Source organism: Shinella granuli (assembly GCF_004341885.1).
Classification (GTDB): Bacteria; Pseudomonadota; Alphaproteobacteria; order Rhizobiales; family Rhizobiaceae; genus Shinella; species Shinella granuli.
The window spans coordinates 238,453-257,004 of sequence record NZ_SLVX01000008.1 but is presented as its reverse complement, the minus strand read 5'-3'; the positions used below and the strand labels follow the sequence as shown (position 1 = coordinate 257,004).

At 64.9% G+C, this 18,552-nt stretch carries 16 protein-coding genes; all 16 read right to left on the bottom strand.

What is annotated here, in order from left to right:
- Positions 1–14: 14 nt before the first annotated feature.
- The 16 genes from EV665_RS15580 to EV665_RS15505 all read right to left on the bottom strand — a co-directional run bounded on the left by EV665_RS15580 (position 15) and on the right by EV665_RS15505 (position 18,375).
- Positions 15–1,238, bottom strand: coding sequence for an acyl-CoA dehydrogenase family protein (locus tag EV665_RS15580; RefSeq protein WP_133034768.1), 1,224 nt, complete (start codon positions 1,236–1,238; stop codon positions 15–17).
- Positions 1,238–2,341 carry an LLM class flavin-dependent oxidoreductase gene (locus tag EV665_RS15575; protein ID WP_133034767.1) on the bottom strand — a complete coding sequence of 368 codons (1,104 nt, stop codon included), beginning with the start codon at positions 2,339–2,341 and terminating at the stop codon, positions 1,238–1,240. The genes EV665_RS15580 and EV665_RS15575 overlap by 1 nt, the downstream gene beginning before the upstream one ends.
- Before the next feature lie 141 nt (positions 2,342–2,482).
- Complete coding sequence (locus EV665_RS15570) at positions 2,483–3,571, bottom strand: LLM class flavin-dependent oxidoreductase (RefSeq protein WP_133034766.1); 1,089 nt, start codon at positions 3,569–3,571, stop codon at positions 2,483–2,485.
- A complete protein-coding gene (locus EV665_RS15565) occupies positions 3,568–5,289 on the bottom strand; it encodes a dipeptide ABC transporter ATP-binding protein (protein ID WP_133034765.1) in 1,722 nt (573 codons plus the stop codon). Before EV665_RS15565 ends, EV665_RS15570 begins: the two co-directional genes overlap by 4 nt.
- Positions 5,268–6,110: an ABC transporter permease gene (locus EV665_RS15560; RefSeq protein ID WP_133034764.1), complete on the bottom strand. Its 843-nt coding sequence runs from the start codon at positions 6,108–6,110 to the stop codon at positions 5,268–5,270. The genes EV665_RS15565 and EV665_RS15560 overlap by 22 nt, the downstream gene beginning before the upstream one ends.
- Complete coding sequence (locus tag EV665_RS15555; RefSeq protein ID WP_133034763.1) at positions 6,107–7,114, bottom strand: ABC transporter permease; 1,008 nt, start codon at positions 7,112–7,114, stop codon at positions 6,107–6,109. Before EV665_RS15555 ends, EV665_RS15560 begins: the two co-directional genes overlap by 4 nt.
- A 35-nt stretch (positions 7,115–7,149) precedes the next feature.
- On the bottom strand, positions 7,150–8,802 hold the full coding sequence (locus EV665_RS15550) for an ABC transporter substrate-binding protein (protein WP_133034762.1): 1,653 nt from the start codon (positions 8,800–8,802) through the stop codon (positions 7,150–7,152).
- Between the two features lie 296 nt (positions 8,803–9,098).
- Positions 9,099–9,671: a TetR/AcrR family transcriptional regulator gene (locus EV665_RS15545; RefSeq protein WP_133034761.1), complete on the bottom strand. Its 573-nt coding sequence runs from the start codon at positions 9,669–9,671 to the stop codon at positions 9,099–9,101.
- Between the two features lie 146 nt (positions 9,672–9,817).
- Complete coding sequence (locus EV665_RS15540) at positions 9,818–11,197, bottom strand: FAD-binding oxidoreductase (protein ID WP_133034760.1); 1,380 nt, start codon at positions 11,195–11,197, stop codon at positions 9,818–9,820.
- 75 nt (positions 11,198–11,272) lie between these two features.
- Entirely contained in the window at positions 11,273–11,875 is a 603-nt protein-coding gene (locus tag EV665_RS15535) for a 2-hydroxychromene-2-carboxylate isomerase (protein WP_133034759.1), read from the bottom strand.
- 93 nt (positions 11,876–11,968) lie between these two features.
- On the bottom strand, positions 11,969–12,997 hold the full coding sequence (locus EV665_RS15530) for a ketopantoate reductase family protein (protein WP_133034758.1): 1,029 nt from the start codon (positions 12,995–12,997) through the stop codon (positions 11,969–11,971).
- A 52-nt stretch (positions 12,998–13,049) separates the two neighbouring features.
- Positions 13,050–14,369: an NtaA/DmoA family FMN-dependent monooxygenase gene (locus tag EV665_RS15525; RefSeq protein ID WP_133034757.1), complete on the bottom strand. Its 1,320-nt coding sequence runs from the start codon at positions 14,367–14,369 to the stop codon at positions 13,050–13,052.
- A gap of 31 nt (positions 14,370–14,400) precedes the next feature.
- Positions 14,401–15,252, bottom strand: coding sequence for an ABC transporter ATP-binding protein (locus tag EV665_RS15520; protein ID WP_133034756.1), 852 nt, complete (start codon positions 15,250–15,252; stop codon positions 14,401–14,403).
- A complete protein-coding gene (locus EV665_RS15515; RefSeq protein WP_133034755.1) occupies positions 15,249–16,364 on the bottom strand; it encodes a FecCD family ABC transporter permease in 1,116 nt (371 codons plus the stop codon). Before EV665_RS15515 ends, EV665_RS15520 begins: the two co-directional genes overlap by 4 nt.
- Before the next feature lie 52 nt (positions 16,365–16,416).
- Positions 16,417–17,523, bottom strand: coding sequence for an ABC transporter substrate-binding protein (locus EV665_RS15510; RefSeq protein WP_133034754.1), 1,107 nt, complete (start codon positions 17,521–17,523; stop codon positions 16,417–16,419).
- A 447-nt stretch (positions 17,524–17,970) separates the two neighbouring features.
- Complete coding sequence (locus tag EV665_RS15505; RefSeq protein WP_133034797.1) at positions 17,971–18,375, bottom strand: winged helix-turn-helix transcriptional regulator; 405 nt, start codon at positions 18,373–18,375, stop codon at positions 17,971–17,973.
- Positions 18,376–18,552: the final 177 nt, after the last annotated feature.

Genomic DNA, 18,552 nt, shown 5'->3' with positions numbered 1-18,552 from the left:
GGAAGTCCTTCCCGTCATGCCGTCTTGAGAACAGGTGCTCTCGTTGGATGGCTCGATCCGCCGGCCTCGGTCTGCTTCCACGCATCGAAGGCGGAGCGGCCCAGTATCGCGATGGACGTATCTTCCTGCGGCGCATGGACGAGCACGGACTGGATGTCCCGGAAATGCCGTTCAAGTCCGAGATCGGCGCCGAGGCCCGGATTGCCGATGCCGCGCACCGCGATCTGGACGGCCTCGCGCAAGTGCCGCCCGGCAAGAATACGCGCTCTGATCAGCCGTTCGGGTTCGCTCTGCTGCGCCCCGAGCGCATCGAAGATGATCTGGCGGGCACCGGAGACGAGAAGGTCGATTTCGCCCGAAAGCGTTACGAACCGCTCCGTGCGGGCGATGGGATGGCCGAGATTGGTGGGGATGCGCTCATGGGCAAAGCGGATGAAGGCTGCCTGTGCGGCTTCCGCCACGCCGAGGTAAATGGCGGTCAGCGCCAGCGTGATCCCCGCATGGGCGCGGTTGTCCTGCTGGGCGACGGACGGATCGACGAGTTCGAGAACGTCGTCCGCTGGAATCTCGACATCGGCGTATTCGACGTCATGCGAACCCGTGGCGCGCATGCCGAGGCTGCTCCAGTTTTCGATCACCCGAATGCCGGGAAGGCCGTTCGGCACGACGAAGGTCCCGACACGCGCCGGCGTCTCGTCGGTATGCGCCCACACCAGGAAATGCGTGAGGCCGTGCGCGCCGGTCACGAAGCGCTTGCGGCCGGTGATCGACCAGCCGGTCGCCGTGCGCCGGGCAAGCGTTGCAGGCAGGCCGCCGCGCGCCGGCGAGCCGAGGTCCGGCTCGACGCGGGCGGCGTTGAGGAGGAGCGGACGGTGCTTCGCCTCCGCCAGCAGGCGCGTGTAGAGACCCTCCGGCCAGTGGTTCTTCCCCGCCTGACCGAGATGGTTGAAGATCGTCATGGCGCTGATGAGGGCGACCGACGGGTCGCCCCGGCCGAGTGCCGCCAGAATGTAGGCGGCATCGTAGAGGCTAGCGCCTTGTCCGCCATGACGGATGGCGACGGTGCTTTCCAGGAGACCGCTCTCGTGAACGGCATGGATGCCCGGCCAGGGGAACGCACCGGTACGGTCGGCGTCCGGTGCCGCTTCAGCGAGTGCGCGGGTCGTGGCGTTCAGCACGTCCGTGTCATAGGGCGTGCCGCCGGGGCTTTCCGGCTGGTTCAGCAACAGCGCCGTCATCAGGCGGCGGCCGTCTTCTTGGCATCTTCTCGCTGGCGGATGCCTTCGCGCACGAGCGGCAGGACATAGCGGCCGTAATCGACCGCGTCGTTGAAATTGTCGTAGCCACGGATCGAGATGAGATCGGCGCCGAGATCGATGTAGTCGAGGATGGAATCGGCAATCGTGCGCGGCGATCCCACCAGCGCCGTGGTGGCGCCGCCGGCATTGGTCGCGGTGACCGTCGGATACCACAGGGCCCGGTCATGCACGTCGCCGCGCGCCGCGATTTCGAGGAGACGCTGGGACCCGACATTGGCAGGACGTGGAGCGGAAAGGGGTGAACGTCCGAGGCCCTTCTGGCGGTTGTCGTTCAGCCGCTCCAGAACCCGGTGTGCCTTTTCCCAGGCGAGTTCGTCGGTTTCGGCGACGATCGGGCGGAAGGTGACCCAGATGCGCGGACGATCGGTCCGGCCGGCTTTGGCGGCTTCCGCATAGATCCGGTCGATCTGCTGCTTCGTCTCCGCCAGCGGCTCTCCCCAGAGGCCGAAGATGTCGCAGAGCGAACCGCCGATGCGGTAGGCTGCATCCGACGAGCCGCCGAGCGAAATCGGGATCAGCCCCTGCGTCGGGCGCACCGCGCTGCGGAACTGCTTGAACTGGTAATACTTGCCGTCGAAATCGAAGGGCTCCTTCGAGGTCCAGGCCAGGCGCAGGATGCGAATATATTCTTCCTGCCGCTCGTAGCGCTCCTCCTTGTTGAGGAAATCGCCCTCGCGGGCCTGCTCCTCGTCGCTGCCGCCGGCAATGAAGTGCACGACGACCCGGCCGCCGCTCAGCTGATCGAGCGTTGCAAGCGATTTGGCCGCAACCGTCGGATAGACGGTGTTGGGGCGCAGCGCGACGATGATCTTGATGTTCCTGGTGTGGGCGAGAACCGTGGCGCCGAGCGTGAACGGATCGAAGGACGAGGAGGAGTAGGGCAGCAGGGTATAGTTGAACCCGTAATCGTCGAGGGCGCGGGCATAGCGCTCCAGGAAAAGCGGATCCACCGGCGCGTCGGGAAGAGGGGTCAGGTCGTTCGAGGCGTTCGGGAAGCTAACGCTGATGAATTCCGCGGCCATGGGAGCTCCAATCTTTTACCGATAATGCGGGCACGTTAAGACGATGTGCCGTGATGAGGAAGACAGGTCTTTCTCTTTCTAGTGAAATGGTAGAAAATATTCCCTCGGGATCACCTCCGAGAGAATCCGGCGATAGGCCAGTCATCGTGCGGGCGACCAGCCGAGCCCTGGCGCGACCGTTTCCGCCAGATCGCTCAGCAGCCTTATATTCTCGGCAAGCCCGTAGGCGGGCGGCAGGAAGAGGACGATCTCGTCCGCCGCGGCAAGGCCGGGGTCCTTGAACACGGCTTCGATCACCTGATCGGGCGTGCCCTGAAAGACCGGGGAAATCTGGGCGCCTGCGGGCGCAGGCTGGCTGGCGGGCGCCAGTGCACCCTTCGGGCGGGAGGCGGCGATGCCGAGCGTCCGGCGTTCGAGGTCATAGGCCGCGTATTTCTCCCGGAGTTCGGCCGTGGTGCCGACGAGGATCGAGGCGGCGACGGCGACCGATGGCGGCGCAGTGCCCCAAGTCTTATGCCAGGTGGAGCGATAGGCCTCGATGATGCGGGCCTGATAGGCGCCGAAGGTCTCGCCCTCGGCCTGGCCGTGCTGCACGGTTCCCGAAATGAGGCCGATGCCGAGTTCAGCAGCCTGCACGGCGGAATCGATGCTGGCCGAACCCTGCCGGATCCGGGCGCGGAGGCCCGGACTATGCGGGGTCACGCGCAGCTCGGCACCTTCCGGCACACCCTGGCTGGCTTCCACGACGGTGTGAAGCACCTCGCCGGAGATGGCGGCAAGAAAGCGGGCCTGGCGGCGTTTTGCTTCCGTGCGGGCATCCGTCTCGACGGCGCCGAACACGGCATCGAAGGCGCCATTGGCGCCGGTGGCGATGGCCAGTTCCAGCCGGCCGCCGATCAGAAGATCGGTCGTTCCGGCCGCTTCGGCGAGCAGGATCGGGTCCTGATAGCGCATCGGGATGACCGCCGAACCGAGCGTGATCCGGCTTGTGTGCTGGCCGGCGGCGGCGAAGAACGGAAGCGGCGAGGAGAGATAGTGGTCGAAGTGCCGCTGGTAGGCCCAGCCGGACTGGAAGCCCAGCTGTTCGGCCGCCTTGAACAGGTCGATGCCCTCGCGCAGGCCCTGTGCCGGACCGGCATCGTCATTGAACGAGACGCGTGTATTGAAGCCGAGCCGCTGTTTCGGGCGGAACGATGCGGGCAGGGTATGGGCGGGTGCGGCGATGGTCATGCGATCTTTTCCGCGATGAGGATCTGCCGGGTCTGCGGGCGCGCCACGGGGGCGGGGCGGGCGAGACCGGCCGGGATCGAGTCCAGCAGCGACCGGGTATAAGGCGCCTTGGGATGGTCGAAGATGTCGGCGACCGTGCCATGTTCGACGATGCGGCCGTGCTGCATCACCGAAACCGTGTGCGCGAGCTGGCGCACCAGCGCGAGATCGTGCGAGACGAATACATAGGTCAGACCCAGCCTGGCCTGCAACGACAACAGGACCTCGATGATATCGGCCTGGACGCTGACATCGAGCGCGGAGGTGGGCTCGTCGAGCACGATCACGTCCGGCTTGAGAACGAGCGCCCGGGCAATCGCCACGCGCTGGCGCTGGCCACCCGACAAGGCGTCCGGCTTGCGGGCGAGCAGATGCTCGCCGAGGCCGACATTGGCCAGCGCCTCGCGAACCCGCTCGTCCCGTTCCTCACGGGTGCCGATCCTGAACCGGTCGAGCGGTTCGCGCACCAGCTGCTCGACCTTCCACGTCGGATCGAGCGAGGTGAAGGGGTTCTGGTAGACGAGCTGCAGATGACGCCAGGTCGTGCGCAGCGATGTATGCGAGCGGCCGTCCAGCCGTTCTCCGGCGACGGAGATCTGACCGGCGTCGGGCTCCTCCAGGCCAAGCAGGAGGCGGATCGTCGTCGTCTTGCCGGAACCGGATTCGCCGACCAGCGCGTGGGTCGTGCCGGCGGGCACGGAGAAGGAGACGCCGTTGACGGCTGTCAGCCGCTTGCCGTCGAGGGCGAATGTCTTGGTGACGGCATTCACCGCGATCTTCGGTTCTTTCTCTGCGCCGGCATTGAGGCGGTGAAAGCCAGGATCGCGCAGCGCGGCGTAGCGGTCGGGATTGAGCGCGGGCACGTCGGCGTGGAGTTTTCGCGCATAGGCGGATTTCGGGGAGGCGAAGACCGATGCGGTGCTCCCGGCCTCCTGGATGAGGCCGTCCTTGAGCACCACGAGGGAATCGGCACGCTCGGCGGCGATCGCAAGGTCGTGCGTGATGAGAAGGAGGCTGATGTCGAGGTCGCTTTGCAGGCGCGAAAGCAGATCGAGGATCCGCTTCTGGATGGTGACGTCGAGCGCGGAGGTCGGCTCGTCCGCGACCAGCAGCTTTGGCCGCGGGAGGACGGCCAGGCCGATCAGCACGCGTTGCAGCATGCCGCCGGAGAGCTGGTGCGGATAGGAATCGTAGACGCGCTGGGGGTTGTCGAGCCCGACCTGCGAAAATGTTTCCAGGACGAGCGCCTTGCGAATGGCTTTGTTCGGCTCGTCGAGCAGCGCCGCCGCTTCCATCGCCTGGGCGCCGATCGTCCGCACCGGGTTGAGCGAATTGCCGGGATCCTGCGGCACGAAGCCCATGGCCCGACCCCGCAGCGGGCGGAAGCGGCGTTCCGAAAGCCCGAGCACCTCCTCGCCGTCGAATTCCACTCGGCCCGTCGCGCGCCCACCGCCGGCGAGAAGCCGCAGCACGGCGCGGGCGATGGTCGATTTGCCCGAGCCGGATTCCCCGATAAGGGCGAGGCTCCTGCCGCGGGCAAGCTCGAAGCCGACTCCGGTGACGACCCGTTGCGAGCCGTAGGAAACCGACAGGTCTTCGGTGCGCAGCAGGGGCGTCGATACCGGCACGGTCAGATCCTTGCGGAAGGGAAGGGTGGTCAGTCTGTCTTGCGTAGCCATCGGCTGATCCTGTTCACAGAGAGGACGGTCGCGATCGTGACAAAGGCGGGGGCGTAAACCAGCCACGGCCATTTGAGGTAATCCTTGCCGATCGAGATCAGCAGGCCCCAGTCGGAGGCCGGCGGCGGGTCGCCGTATCCGAGGAAGGCAAGGCTGGCGATGACGAGGATCGAGTCCCCGAAATGGAGCACCGCGAGCGGCAGCACCGAGCGCGACGCATTCGGCAGGACATGCCGCCACAGGATATGCGCGCGCGTGCCTCCCAGGAGGAACGAGGCTTCGACGAAGGTCGCGCGCCGGGTCTTGATGACTTCCGAGCGCATGACGCGCGCAAAGACGGCAACTGCCGAAACGCCGGTGGCGATGGCCGCATTGATGGTGTCGAAACCGATCGCCGTCACGACGATGACGGCCAGCAGGAATTTCGGGATGGCGAGCAGCACATCGACCAGGCGGGCAAGCACCGTATCCACCCAGCCGCCGAAGAAACCGGCGAGCAGACCGATGATGCCGCCGGCGACGACGCCGATGACGACGGCGATGAGCGCGCTCGAAACCGAGGAGGCGGTGCCATAGACGACGCGGGTGTAGACGTCGCGGCCCAGATGGTCGGTGCCGAACCAATGGGTGAAGCTTGGCCCCAGCAGCTTGTCGGCGGGAAAGCCGTTGACCGGGCTGAGGCTCGTGAAGAGGGCCGGGGCGAGTGACCAGGCCAGCACCAGCGCGACGATCGCAAAGGAGAGCGTGACGGTCGGCGGCACGCGAAGACGGCTTTTGCGGATGGAAATGCCGGGGGTGGTGGAATAGGAGGTGAGGGTCATGATGCCACCGCCGGAGAAACGCCGGTCGTGCCGTCCTCGGTATCGGCACGGGATTTCGGTCCGCCGAGAAGCGTCACGCGCGGGTCGAGCAGCGGGTAGAGCAGGTCGGCGATCAGGTTGACGAGCACGAAAACCACCGCCGCGAGCGAGACGATCGCTTGCAGGACGGGCAGGTCCTGCGTGCTGACCGACCGCTGCACCAGACTGCCGATGCCCGTGCGCCCGAACACCGTCTCGGTGATGAGGGATCCGCCCAGCAATTCGCCGATGGTGAGCGCGATGACGGTGACGACCGGAAGTGACGAAGGCTTGAGCAGGTGCTTGGCGAAGAGGCGCGCCTGACCCAGGCCGCGACCGCGCGCGACGGCCGCATATTCCTGCGCCGCCTCGTTGTCGAGGTTTGCGATCAGCACTTCGGCAATCTGGGCGGAAATCGGAATGCCGAGCGCGATCGCCGCAAAGAGGGTTGCCCAGACGCTGTCCGGTTCGATGACGCGGAAGACGCCGAGCTGGAAGCCGAAGAAATGGATCAGCACCAGGCCGATGACGAAATTCGGCACGGACAGGAACAGCGACGGGAAGCCGCGCAGCAGCCCCTGGCCGTACCTCTTGGGAACGAACTGGGTGCCGTAGGCGACCGTGGCGGCCAGGACCAGCGCGACCGCAAGGCCCGACGCCGCGAGGACCAGCGTCGACGGAAGCACCTCGGCGATCAGGGTCGCCACCGGCCGATGGGAGCGCATGGACAGGCCAAGATCGCCGGTGACGAAGCCGGAGAACGACGACCAGAGCTGGACAAGCACCGGCCTGTCCAGGCCCTGGGCGGCGATGATCTCCTTGATCTCCTCCTGCGTGAACCCGCTCTGCGGATTGTTCAGGACGTTGGTGATGGGGTCACCCGGCAGAATGCTGACCACGACAAAGGTGAAGACGTAGGTCAGCAGGATGACGACCAGGGCCTGGGCAAGACGCTTTGCGGCGTAGGTCAGGTAGGCATTCCTCATGCCGGTCACCTCACGTTGCTTTGTGGAATTGCGGATCAGTCGCTTTTCTTGGCCGTGTAGTAGCTGGCATAGGCAACCCCGTTATAGACTTCGCCCTTGACCGCCGGGGACTGCACGTAGATGCGCTGGACGATCTGCGTGCGGGGGATGAAGTAGCCCTGGTCGAGAATGTAGGTCTGCAGCTCATCCAGGAGCGGGCTGCGGGTCTCGGTGGAGCCGGCGCCGGCGATCTTGTCGCGCAGGTCGTTGAGCTTCGGATCGCGGTCGTCGAGGGCGAACCAGTTCTCGCCATTGTTGGCATTGGTGAGGATGCCGGCGACGGTGCCGGCGTCGATGAAGCTGCGCGTCACCTCGTAGGCCGGGATGGCCGGTCCGCCATACTTGACCTTCTCGCCGAAGGTCACGACGTCATAGGCGCGGATATCGACCTTCCAGCCGATCTTGCCGAGCTGCTGGGCGATGAGCTCGTCGACCGACTTCGACGTCGCCAGATAGGGGTTGGAGTGGAGCGTCAGCGACAGCGGCTTGCCATCCTTGGTGCGGATGCCGTCGGCGCCCTTCACCCAGCCCGCCTCGTCGAGCAGCGTTTCGGCCTTTTCGGGATTGTAGGCCAGCAGGTCGCTGTGGTCGGTTGCGCCCGGCACGTTGCTCTGGATGAAGGAGGTCGCGAGCTTCCAGTCGGGGGTGTAGACGGTGTCGATGATCTCCTGGCGATCGATGCCGGCCTGAAGGGCCTGGCGCACCTTCACGTCGTCATAGGGGGGCAGCTTCGTGTTGACGGCCCATCCGTTGACGAAACCGAGATAGCGCGGGGTGGCAATCGTGAAGCCCTCGTCCTTGAGCGACTTCAACTCCTGAGGGGAGGCGTTGTAGGCAACATCGGCCTGGCCCGACTGGACGGAAGCCACGCGCAGCGAGGGTTCGGACACGAGCTTGTAGGTGATCGTGTCCAGGAATGCCGGACCGGTATGGCCGACGGCTGCCGGTCCCCAGTTGTAGTCCTGGCGCTTGACCAGTTTGACGAAGTCGCCTTCCTTCCAGGAGTCGACGACATAAGGGCCGCTGCCCGAGGTCTTGCTGAGGTCCGCCTGCTCGGAGGCAGGCTGCGCGAGCGTCTTCGGCGAGATGAGGATCGAGCCGTGGTAGCCGAGCGTCGGGATGAAGCCGAGCGTCGGCTTGTTGAAGAAGACCTTCACCGTCGTCGCATCGACAGCTTCGGCATGGTCGTAGGTCTTCGGGAAGAGGCCGATCGGGTTGATGCCCTCGCTCTTGCGGCCGGCATACCAGATGTCGAGATTGGCGACGACCGCCGCGGCATCGAGCGCAGTGCCGTCGGAGAAGGTCACGCCGCTCTTCAGATGCAGGGTGAACTCGGTGGCAGCATCGTTCTGCTCCCAGCGTTCGGCAATCCACGGGCTGACCTTGCCCTCGGCATCGACATAGAGAAGCTTGTCGGTGACATGGCCCCAGATGTGGCCCTGAAAGCTGGAGATCGCGCTGTTGTTGGGGATCCAGGTGTCTCCCAGGGAATCGATCAGGAAGGTGATGTCGCCGCCATTGGCGTCGCTGTCCTCTGCCTGAACGGGCGTGAAATTCGCCGTGCCAACCAGGGTGGCGAATGCCAGCACCGCGGTGGCTGTCAGCAGGCGGCGCCGGGAAAGGGAGAACGGGAGGAAGCGGTCAGTCATGGTGCGGGTCCTGTTTGTTGCCGGGCGGATCATGGTGCACAGCGTAGGCAGGAGACCAGCAGAGAGAAAGACTGGTTATTCTTTTTCTACTAAATCTATGGATTATTTTGTTCGATTTCCGCGACGGGGTGGATCAGCATTTCCCGAAGCCTGTCCGGCATCGCCGTTCCCGGCCGCAAACCGCATTTCCTCGAACACCCGCACGGCGGGTGCGTCGCCGACCCCATATTGCCCAGTGCTCCAAGAGAATAGGAACATTGGACTGTTTCCGGCCGATCGATGGACAGAGGTGCTCTTCAGCGCGGGCTTTTGGCGGAGAGGGTGGCCGCGTCGAAAACGGCGAGCGCACAGTCGCGCGCGACGAGAACGGCCTGGGGATCGCGTCCGACGGCGACGGTTGCAAGCGCCCCTTCATAAAGCAGGCAAAGATGTGCACCTGCCTGCTTTCCCTCGACGTTGGCCTTCGACATGATATCCCGGAAAATGTCGCCGACCATCTTCTTGTGCGTTCGGGCGACGGACACGATCCGGTCGGAATCGCCGTGTTCGGCAACGGCAAGCGCAAAGGCGCAGCCGCGAAATTCAGGGGTATCGGCCTTTTCGTGCAGACGTTCGAAAATCAGTTTGATCTGATTTCGCGGGTCCGATTGGGCTTCCAAAGCTTCGTGGAGGGAACGGATAACCCGTTCGTGGCGATCCTGAAGATAGGCCGCGACGAGATGGTCTTTCGACGGGAAGTGTCGATAGAGCGTCGCCTTTGCGACGTTCGCTTCCTCGATGATGCGATCTATGCCGACAGCACGAATGCCTTCGCCGTAGAAAAGCGCTCCGGCGGCTGTGACGATCTGGTCTGATATGGGTTCTTTCATGGGATTGCTTCGGATTGGAGTACGTCACCTATGGTCCTCAGACGACGGAGACCGTTCAGCATGAGGCGAGCAAGGTTCTAGGCCATCCGGCGATGAAGAGAAAGACAGGTCGTTCCTATTTTTAGTCTTTCCGTGGATGATCGTCGTCATGCCGTCGGCAGGATCTTTCCGGGGTTCATGATGCCGAGCGGATCGAGGGCGTGTTTGATGACGGCCATGAGGTCCACGGCCTTGCCGTGTTCCTGTCTGAGATAGGCGATCTTGCCCGTGCCGACGCCGTGCTCGCCCGTCGACGTTCCGCCGACCGAGAGTGCCTTTTCGACCATCTTCTTGTTGATGGCAGCGACGGCGGCCAGCTCGTTTTCGCTCGAAGGATCGACGGCGAAGACGACGTGGTAGTTGCCGTCGCCGACATGGCCGAGGATGGCGGCCGGGACGGGAAAGCCCTTCAGCAATTCGCGGGTGTGCAGGACGCAGCCGGCGAGTTCTGAAACCGGAACGCAGACGTCGGACGACCAGCCCCTGGCATTCGGTCGCTGCGAAACGACGGCGTAGAAGGCGCTGTGGCGTGCCTTCCACAGCCGGTTTCTCTCCTCGGGCGATGTCGCCCATTCGAAGTCGTTGCCGCCGTTTTCCTGCACCAGCGATGCGACGAGCGCGACCTGCTCCTTGACGGCGCCGACGGGGCCGTGGAATTCGAAGGCCAGCGTATCCTCCAGCTTCAGGGACAGGCCCGAATAGGCGTTGACCGCGGCGATCAGCCCGCGGTCCATGAACTCCATGCGCGCGACGGGAATGCCAAGCTGCACGACGGCGATCGCGGTGTCGATCGCCTGTTGGACGCTTGGGAAGGAGCAGAGCGCGGCAACGGTGTGCTCCGGAATGCCGTAGAGCCGCAGCGTAACCTCGGTGACGACGCCAAGCGTCCCTTCGGCGCCGACGAAGAGCCGCGTCAGGTCATACCCGGCGGAGGATTTTCGCGCTCGACCACCCGTCTGGATGATCTCGCCGTTCGGCAGAACCACCGTCAGGGACAGCACGTTTTCACGCATCGTGCCGTAACGGACAGCATTGGTGCCGGAAGCACGGGTAGAGACCATGCCGCCGATCGAGGCATTCGCGCCGGGATCGATGGGGAAGAACAGGCCCTTGTCGCGCAGCCAGGTGTTCAGCTGCTCGCGGGTGACGCCGGCCTGTACGGTGCAGTCGAGGTCTTCCTGGCTGATGCGCAGGATCTCGGTCATATGCGAAAGGTCGAGCGAGATGCCGCCCTTTACGGCCGTGAGATGCCCTTCCAGCGACGTGCCTGCGCCATAGGGAATGACGGGAACGCGGTGTTGCGCGCAAAGCGTCACGACATCGGCAACCTCCTGCGTGCTCCCGGCGAAGACGACACCATCCGGCAGGGCCGCCACATGGTGGGATTCACCGCGGCCGTGCTGCTCCAGCACCGCTGCATTGGTCGTGAAGCGCTCGGCGAAGCGCGCCTTCAGTTGCCCGACGAGTTCTTGAGGAAGTGCGGTCATATGCCGATGGCCAGCTTCGCGGGACCGGTGGCGTCGGGCAGTGCAAGGGGCATGTCTGTCTCCACGGGTATCCGGTCAGGCGATGAGCCGTGCGCCTTCGAGGTGGCGTTCCAGGAAGGGCAGGCTGTCCTGGCCCCAATAGAGTTCGCCCTGGTAGCGGAAGGTCGGCAGGCCGAAAACACCCGCCTCCTTTGCAAACTCGCGGTTCGACTGCCAGAGGGCGGCGACATCGTCCTGCGCCGCCCGGGTCTCCAGAGCGTCCGCATCGAACCCCGCGGCCTGGATGATCGGCCGGCGCACCGCGATATCGCCGATATCGGCCTTGCGGCTCCAATAGGGCGCCTGCAAGGCTCGCGTCAGGCCAATCCAGTCCGCGCCCTCAAGCTGGGCGGCCAGAATGAGAAAACCCGCCGGTGTCGGATCGGAAAGTCCGGCCCGGTTGGAGAAATCGACGACCTTGCCGCGCAGCGCCGCCCAGCGCTGAAGGTCCTTCAGCCAATAGGCGCGGCGGGCATCCGGCCGGTCGCGTGAATAGATGCCGCCATTTTCGACGATGAGCGGGATGAGATAGGGCCGGACCTCTGCGCCGAAGCGCCGGGCGAGGTCGAGAAACGGGTCGAGACCGATATAGGCCCACGGAGATCCGATGCCGAAGAAGTAGTCGATGCTGCGGGTCATTGTGTCATCTCTTTGCAGGTTGGTACTTGCCAGGGGCAAGGTCGAAGACGGCAAGCGCACAATCGCGCGCAACGGTGGTGGCCGCTGCCGCCTTCAGGCAGCATGCGGCGCGGTGACGCCCGTTGCATCGGAGATGGTCTTCGCATGTGCCTGAAGCCTTTCCAGCGGCAGCAATCTCTCGAAGGCAGGTTGCCCGGCGGCACGGCCGGCAAGCTGCTGGGCAGCCTCGTTATAGGGCGTCGCGATGCCGGAAAGACGCCCGAGCAGAACGATCTCGCCATTGAGATAGTCGACCTCGCTCGATGCGCCGCGCCTGAAGCTTTGCCAGGTCGATTGCTGTCCCGGTTCGATGCCGCTGTTTTCAGCCGTTACCCAATGGGCAATGCTGATCGTGCGTTCCGAGGGGGAAGCCAGGCTGTAGCCCGCAGCAGTCAGCGCTTTGCGCGCTTCCTCGACAAGAGCCTCGGACACCAGGGCCTGCTCCTCGTTTGCGCCATCGAACAGTTCGAGCACATTGCGCACATTGTGGAGCAATTTGGCTGCCTTCCAGCGGCGGATATCCGAAGTGGTCTCGGCGATGTATTCGGACCGTGCGAGGTCGGCGACGACCTGGGCGGCAATATCGTCCGTGCCACGCGGGTAGCGCCCGACGGTGACGACGGCGACCTGCGGATGACCGCCGACGACCACCGTGCCCGTCTCGGTAAAGCGGGCAGGGGTGAGGATACTGGCGCCGTAGACATTGGCGAAGCGACGCAGCGCTATGGATTCCGTGGCAAGCCCGTTCTGGAACGTCACGATCGGCAGGCTCGACGCCGTCTCGCCATCGGTGCCGTCGAGGGGACGCCAGGCCCAATCGGAAACGGCGCCCCCGGCATCCTGTGCCTTGACCGTGAGGAGCAATATGTCGTCCCGGCGCAGGGGCGGCGGGCTCGCCGTATCGGAGGCCTTCAGGCGGAGCTGGCGCGTGCCGGAGGGACGCCGATAGGTGAGGCCATGCTCAAGGATATGGCGGATCTGGGCGCCTCTGCCGACGAGCGCATAGTCCACGCCGGAAAGCTCGAACTGTGCCGCAAGGCTTGCGCCGACGGCGCCCGCGCCGATGATGATATATCGGGTCATCGCTTTCTTGTCTCCGTTACGCGACGGCTGCTGCCGGGGCAGCGGCGCCGGCTCAGACCCCGAGGTTCTGTCTCAGGGTTTCGTGCTGGTAGTCGTGGTGGAAGATGCCGCGGCGCTGGAGTTCCGGAATGAGATGTTCCGTCAGCGCGCTGAGGCCGAGCTCGTATTTCAGCGTGAAGGCGAGGAAGTTGAAGCCGTCGGTTGCGCCGCGCTCGTAGCGGTCCTGCAACTGATCGGCGATGTTTTCCACGGAGCCGATCGGGAACCAGTGCCCGGCGCCGCTGGAATGATAGATGATGAGATCGCGCACCGTGCGCACCTTCCCGCTTTCGATCAGGTCGCGGAAGACGCCGAACCGGGACCGCCGGCCCTCCACCTTCGCCGTCTGGGGCAGTTCGGCGACGGGGATCGGCGCATCGAGGTCGATCCCCTCGAAGTCCACGCCGCCGAACTGGCTGGCGAGCGATTTGCGCCCTTCCTCGAAATCGATGTCGTCGATGACATTTCGCCAGAAGCGCCTGGCCTCCTCGTCCGTCGAGCCGATGACCGGGGCCACGCCCGGCAGGATCTTGATGGCATCCGGCGAGCGGCCGAAAGCCGACGCGCGCTGCTTGAAATCCCGGTAGATCTCGATGGACGGCTCGGTTTCGGTCAGGCCGGTCGTGAAGATGACGTCCGCGATCCGCGCGCCGAGCTGGCGTCCCTCGGCCGACGAGCCGGCCTGGGCGAGGATCGGCTTGTCCTGCGGGCTGCGCGAGACGTTGAGCGGACCCTGAACGGAGAAATGCCGGCTGCTCCAGTCGATCCGGTGGACCTTCCTGGCATCGACACGCTGCCGCCCGCTGTCGTCATAGGTCACGGCGTCGCGCTCCCAGCTCTCCCAGAGCGCCTGGACGACGCCGGCGAACTCCTCCGCGATGGCATAGCGGTCGTCATGGGCGGGCAGCGGCTTGCCGAAGTTCTTCTCGCCGGCCGAGGAGGTGACGAGGTTCCAGCCCGCCCGTCCGCCCGAGATGTGATCGAGCGAGAGGACCTGGCGGGCAAGGTTGTAGGGCTCGGTGAACGAGGTCGAGATGGAGCCGATGAGGCCGATCCGCGACGTGCGGGCGGCAAGGGCGCTCAGCAGGGTGACGGGCTCCAGTCCGGGCTTCGGCGCCGTCTCGCTGGTGACGAGGGCGTCGGCGAGGAAGATCGTGTGGATCTTGCCGCGCTCGGCCTGCCGGGCCTGCTCGATATAGGCGTCGATGTCGAGCAGGTTGTCGGTCGGCCCGTCCCTTCCGGGCTTCTTCGTCTGTCCGGTCCCGCCCAGGAGCAGGCCCAGGACCAATCCCTGGCCGCGCTCGCTTGTGCGGCCTCCCCATTTGTTCGTCATGGCGGTCGTCCTCAAGAAATGGTGGCGGTCTTCAGGCCTGGAGTTCCAGCCGTCCTTCGGCGGGCCGCGGCGTGAAGGCCGGGGCGAACGGCGCCGGCCGGTGATGGTGCTCGGCGTGCTCCGAAAGCGGATGGACCTGAACGAAGCCCTTGTAGGCGGAGAGCTCGACATCGACGCCGTAGACCCGCTTGATCAGTTCCGGCGAATAGACGTCGGCCGGCGGACCGTCGGCGATGACCTCGCCGTCATGCAGGAACACGACGCGGTCGGTGAAGCGGGCCGCCTGGTTCAGGTCGTGGATGGCGATCACGCCGGCGACGTTGTTCTTCCGCGTGACCGCCCGCGCGACGCTCAGCGTCTGCCACTGGTAGCGGATGTCGAGGGCGCTGGTCGGCTCGTCGAGCAGCAGGATTTCCGGATCCTGCGCCAGGGCGCGGGCGATCAGCACGCGCTGGCCCTGGCCGCCCGAGAGTTCGGTCACGGCGCGGTCGCCGAGTTCGTCGAGGCCGAGCAGGCGCATCGCCGCTTCCACATGATCCCAGTCGTCGTCCCGCGGGCGGGTGCCGAAATAGGGGGTGCGCCCCAGGAGGACCGCCTCCTTGATGTCGAGGGCGAAGGAAAGGCCGATGGACTGGGGCACATAGGCGACGATTTTCGCCAGTTCCCGCCGCGGCAGCGCCGCGAGGTCCGTTCCGCCATTCCAGGTGATCGAGCCGCGCGTATGGCGGTTGATGCCGGCAATGGTCTTGATCAGGGTGGATTTTCCGGAGCCGTTGGAGCCGAGCAGCCCCACCAGTTCGCCTTTCCTGACCTGGAGGGTCGCGCCTTTGACGACCTCTCTCTTTCCGTAGCCAACGACGAGGGAGTCAATCCTGAGGGTCATTCGATCGCCTTTTGCCGAGTGAGGATGAGGTAGAGGAAGATGGGCGCGCCGACCAAGGCATCGATGATGCCGACCGGAATGACGCCCGGCGAAATGACGAGCCTGCCGACGGCATCGGAGACGACGAGCAAGAGCGCGCCGATGATGGCCGAGAAGGTCGTGAGGAAGCGGTGGTTGGAACCGACCACCAGCCGCGCGATATGGGGCGCGACCAGACCGACGAAGCCAATGATGCCGGTAAAGGCGATGGTGACGGCGGTCAGTGTGGCGGCGATGGCGATGGTTTCCAGCCGCACCCGGGAGACCGCGACGCCGAGGCTCTTGGCGGAATCGTCGCCGGCAAAGGCAATGGCGTTGAGGGCGCCGCTGCGGTAGCGGATGTAGGGGAAGGCGATGCCGAGCAGGGCGAACAGCACCAGCACCTGATACCAGGCGGAATTGTTGACCGAGCCCCAGGTCCAGCGGACGATGGCGGCGAGGATCTCATCCTCGGCGAAGTATTGGATGCAGGCCGTGAGAGCGCCGAACAATTGCGACAGGGCGATGCCGACGAGGATGAGCGAGGTGGGATTGAGGTTCCGCGTCGAGGCCAGCGACAGCACCAATGCGGTGTTGAGGAAGGAAAACAGCAGGGCGCCGAACACGAGCGAGAGCGCGGCGCTGCCGGCGGTCGCCCCGAACAGGACGATCGCGAGCGATGCACCGAAGGCCGCCGCCGGTGCGATGCCGAGCGTATAGGGGCTCACGAGCGGATTGCGCAAGAGCCCCTGGAAGAGCGTGCCTGCGACCGCCAGCGCGGCGCCGCCGAGGATAGCCAGCATGATGCGCGGCACGCGCAGTTCCCAGATGACGGTCTGGATCTGGAGCGTTGCGCGGTCCGCGGGCACGGCGCCCGTCACCTTCGCCCAGAACGTCTGCAAGACGTCGCCGAGCGTTGCCCCCGACGTGCCGATCTGGATCCCGATGACCGCGGTGACCAGCACTGCGACCAGTCCGAAAGCGATCGCGGCGTTCTGGAACGCATAGCGGTCACGGGAGCGCCGGGATTTCCCGGCACCCCGGCCCCGGCCGGGAGCGCCGGCCAGATCGGGGCCTGTCTCGATGGAACTCATTGCAATCCTCGCTAATCGGTTGCGCGCTGCGGTGCGTCGGCGAAGGGGGGGCTCAACCGCCGAGCTTGTAGGCGTAGTCGGAAACCGGCCGCGGCTTCACGCCCTGCGCTTCGAGCCAGCGGGCGAAGTAGGCGTCGACATCGACATCGGCCAGGCGGTCGGGATAGAGCCATTTGGCGACCGCAAGGGCGCCGACCTGCTTGCCCAGCGCGGAAAAGAAGAAGTTGCTGAAGACGAAGACGTTCTTGTCCTGAACGGCCTTGATCGCGCTCCAGCCGGCGCGGCCGGCAATGCGGTCGGACTGATCGGCGAGCTGCTTCTGGTCCCAGGGCTCGTAGCCGGAGGCCAGGCCGTCAACACCGTTGTGGATGATCACGTCGGGATTGCGGTTGATGATTTCGACGGGGTCGACCGTATAGGTATGGACGGACGCGCTCCCGGTGTTGGCGATCTTGATGTCGCCGAAGATGTTCTGGCCGCCGCCGAGGACGATCGTGTCGTGCCAGCCGGAGCCGGGAAGGGACGTGACGAAATCGGCGTTGTTCTCGAAGTAGACCGTCTTCGGCTCGACACCCTTCAGCTTCTCGGTCAGGACCTTTTCGATGTCGTCGTAAAGCTGCGCGAGGTCGGCAGCGCCCTTTTCCGCGCCGAAGATCTTGCCGATGTTCGGCAGCTGCGCCCGCAGCACCTTCGGATCCCAGGTGCTGACGACCACGACCTCTATGCCGAACGGCTTCAGCTTCTCCTCGGCATCCTGCCAGGGCGAGTTGCGGCGCGCGAAGAACACCTCGGCGCCCGAGGTCGCGATCGTCTCCCAGTTCGGGCCGTCGAAATGGCCGGCATCCGGTACGTCGGCGAACTCCGAGAAATAGTCCTTGTTTGCGGTGTTCTTGCGCGGATCGGCGGTCTGGTCTACGGCGACGATCGTCTTGCCGGCGCCGATCGCCCGGACGATCTCCGTCTGATACCAGAGATCCGGATAGACCGCCTTCACCGGCACGGGCAACGTCACCTCGCGGCCGAGTTCGTCTGTGATCGTCACCGTCTGCCGATCCTCCGCCTTGGCGGGGGCCGAGAAGCCGACGGCAAGTGCGGCCGACAGGAGAAACGCTGCGCCTATTCCGGCGGTGCGGCGGGATTTCAAGACTGCACGAGACATGATCGGTTCCTGCTGTTTGAGCCTGGTTGGACGCCCGAACTCGAGAAGCGTCCTGCTATCCGGTCGTGGCATGCCTAGAACGTACGGAGCGGCGCGCCCCTGAGAAAGACAGGTCGTTCTTTTTCTATATAAATAGTAGAAAATTATGCCCTGAGATGAACCGGGCGGAAACTGTAGCGTCTGGGAGGGGCTTGCCGCCGATTGAGGGTGAGGTCTGGTTCGGCTGTTTGAACGAGAGAAGTGAGACGGCCTTCCCGCCGCCCCGCAACGCGCTTGCGAGCGCTGGCCCGGGCGCGGCATCGAGCAGCACGACGGAGACGCTGTTTGCCCTGAGCCATGCGGCCAGCATGTCGCCGGCCGTCAGCGGACAGAGGTTCAAAACCATGTTCACATGATCGAGGCGGGAGCAGCGCTCCGCCCCGGAGACGGCTCATGACGTCTCGACGACTATTGCGCCGTTTCGTCTGTGGCGGCGGAGGTCTCCAAGGGGGGACGGTCGGCGGCCCATGTAAGCAGTGCATCTAGCGCCGGACACAGCGCCTGGCCCCAATCCGTCAGCGCATACTCGACCTTCGGCGGAACCTGGTGATGGACGATGCGGCGGACGATTCCGTCCTTCTCCATCTGTCGCAACTGCTGGATCAGCATCTTCTGCGAGACCGCGGGAATTGCTCGTTCGAGATCGGAGAAGCGCATCACATGGCCGCCGAACAGATGGAAAAGTATCACCAGCTTCCAGCGTCCCTCAAGCAGCTTCAGCGCCTGTTCGACGCCTGCGGCCGCGGTCTCACGCGTATACGCGCCTTGCTCACTTTTAGGTAAGTACCTTACTTTTTTGTCTGTACTTGTCATTTTTTCAGAATACAGCATCTATTCCTTTGATCAACCCCGATAGCGCCGGCATTCATTGCGGCCGACGCCGCACCGTTGAAGCCGACGGGTCGGGGCGAAGGAGAGAACGTGCAGTGCGGGGGGAGGAGACGACCGCCGCCGGCGATCTCTGCTGACCCGATCACGCCATTATCCGTG

Excerpts from the sequence above, each read along its gene's own strand:
- EV665_RS15505 (WP_133034797.1), bottom strand. The coding sequence starts at position 18,375 with ATGACAAGTACAGACAAAAAAGTAAGGTACTTACCTAAAAGTGAGCAA.
- EV665_RS15540 (WP_133034760.1), bottom strand. The coding sequence starts at position 11,197 with ATGACCGCACTTCCTCAAGAACTCGTCGGGCAACTGAAGGCGCGCTTC.
- EV665_RS15530 (WP_133034758.1), bottom strand. The coding sequence starts at position 12,997 with ATGACCCGATATATCATCATCGGCGCGGGCGCCGTCGGCGCAAGCCTT.
- EV665_RS15570 (WP_133034766.1), bottom strand. The coding sequence starts at position 3,571 with ATGACCATCGCCGCACCCGCCCATACCCTGCCCGCATCGTTCCGCCCG.
- EV665_RS15535 (WP_133034759.1), bottom strand. The coding sequence starts at position 11,875 with ATGACCCGCAGCATCGACTACTTCTTCGGCATCGGATCTCCGTGGGCC.
- EV665_RS15565 (WP_133034765.1), bottom strand. The coding sequence starts at position 5,289 with ATGGCTACGCAAGACAGACTGACCACCCTTCCCTTCCGCAAGGATCTG.
- EV665_RS15515 (WP_133034755.1), bottom strand. The coding sequence starts at position 16,364 with ATGAGTTCCATCGAGACAGGCCCCGATCTGGCCGGCGCTCCCGGCCGG.
- EV665_RS15560 (WP_133034764.1), bottom strand. The coding sequence starts at position 6,110 with ATGACCCTCACCTCCTATTCCACCACCCCCGGCATTTCCATCCGCAAA.
- EV665_RS15520 (WP_133034756.1), bottom strand. The coding sequence starts at position 15,252 with ATGACCCTCAGGATTGACTCCCTCGTCGTTGGCTACGGAAAGAGAGAG.
- EV665_RS15545 (WP_133034761.1), bottom strand. The coding sequence starts at position 9,671 with ATGAAAGAACCCATATCAGACCAGATCGTCACAGCCGCCGGAGCGCTT.
- EV665_RS15555 (WP_133034763.1), bottom strand. The coding sequence starts at position 7,114 with ATGAGGAATGCCTACCTGACCTACGCCGCAAAGCGTCTTGCCCAGGCC.
- EV665_RS15575 (WP_133034767.1), bottom strand. The coding sequence starts at position 2,341 with ATGGCCGCGGAATTCATCAGCGTTAGCTTCCCGAACGCCTCGAACGAC.
- EV665_RS15525 (WP_133034757.1), bottom strand. The coding sequence starts at position 14,369 with ATGACGAACAAATGGGGAGGCCGCACAAGCGAGCGCGGCCAGGGATTG.
- EV665_RS15510 (WP_133034754.1), bottom strand. The coding sequence starts at position 17,523 with ATGTCTCGTGCAGTCTTGAAATCCCGCCGCACCGCCGGAATAGGCGCA.
- EV665_RS15550 (WP_133034762.1), bottom strand. The coding sequence starts at position 8,802 with ATGACTGACCGCTTCCTCCCGTTCTCCCTTTCCCGGCGCCGCCTGCTG.
- EV665_RS15580 (WP_133034768.1), bottom strand. The coding sequence starts at position 1,238 with ATGACGGCGCTGTTGCTGAACCAGCCGGAAAGCCCCGGCGGCACGCCC.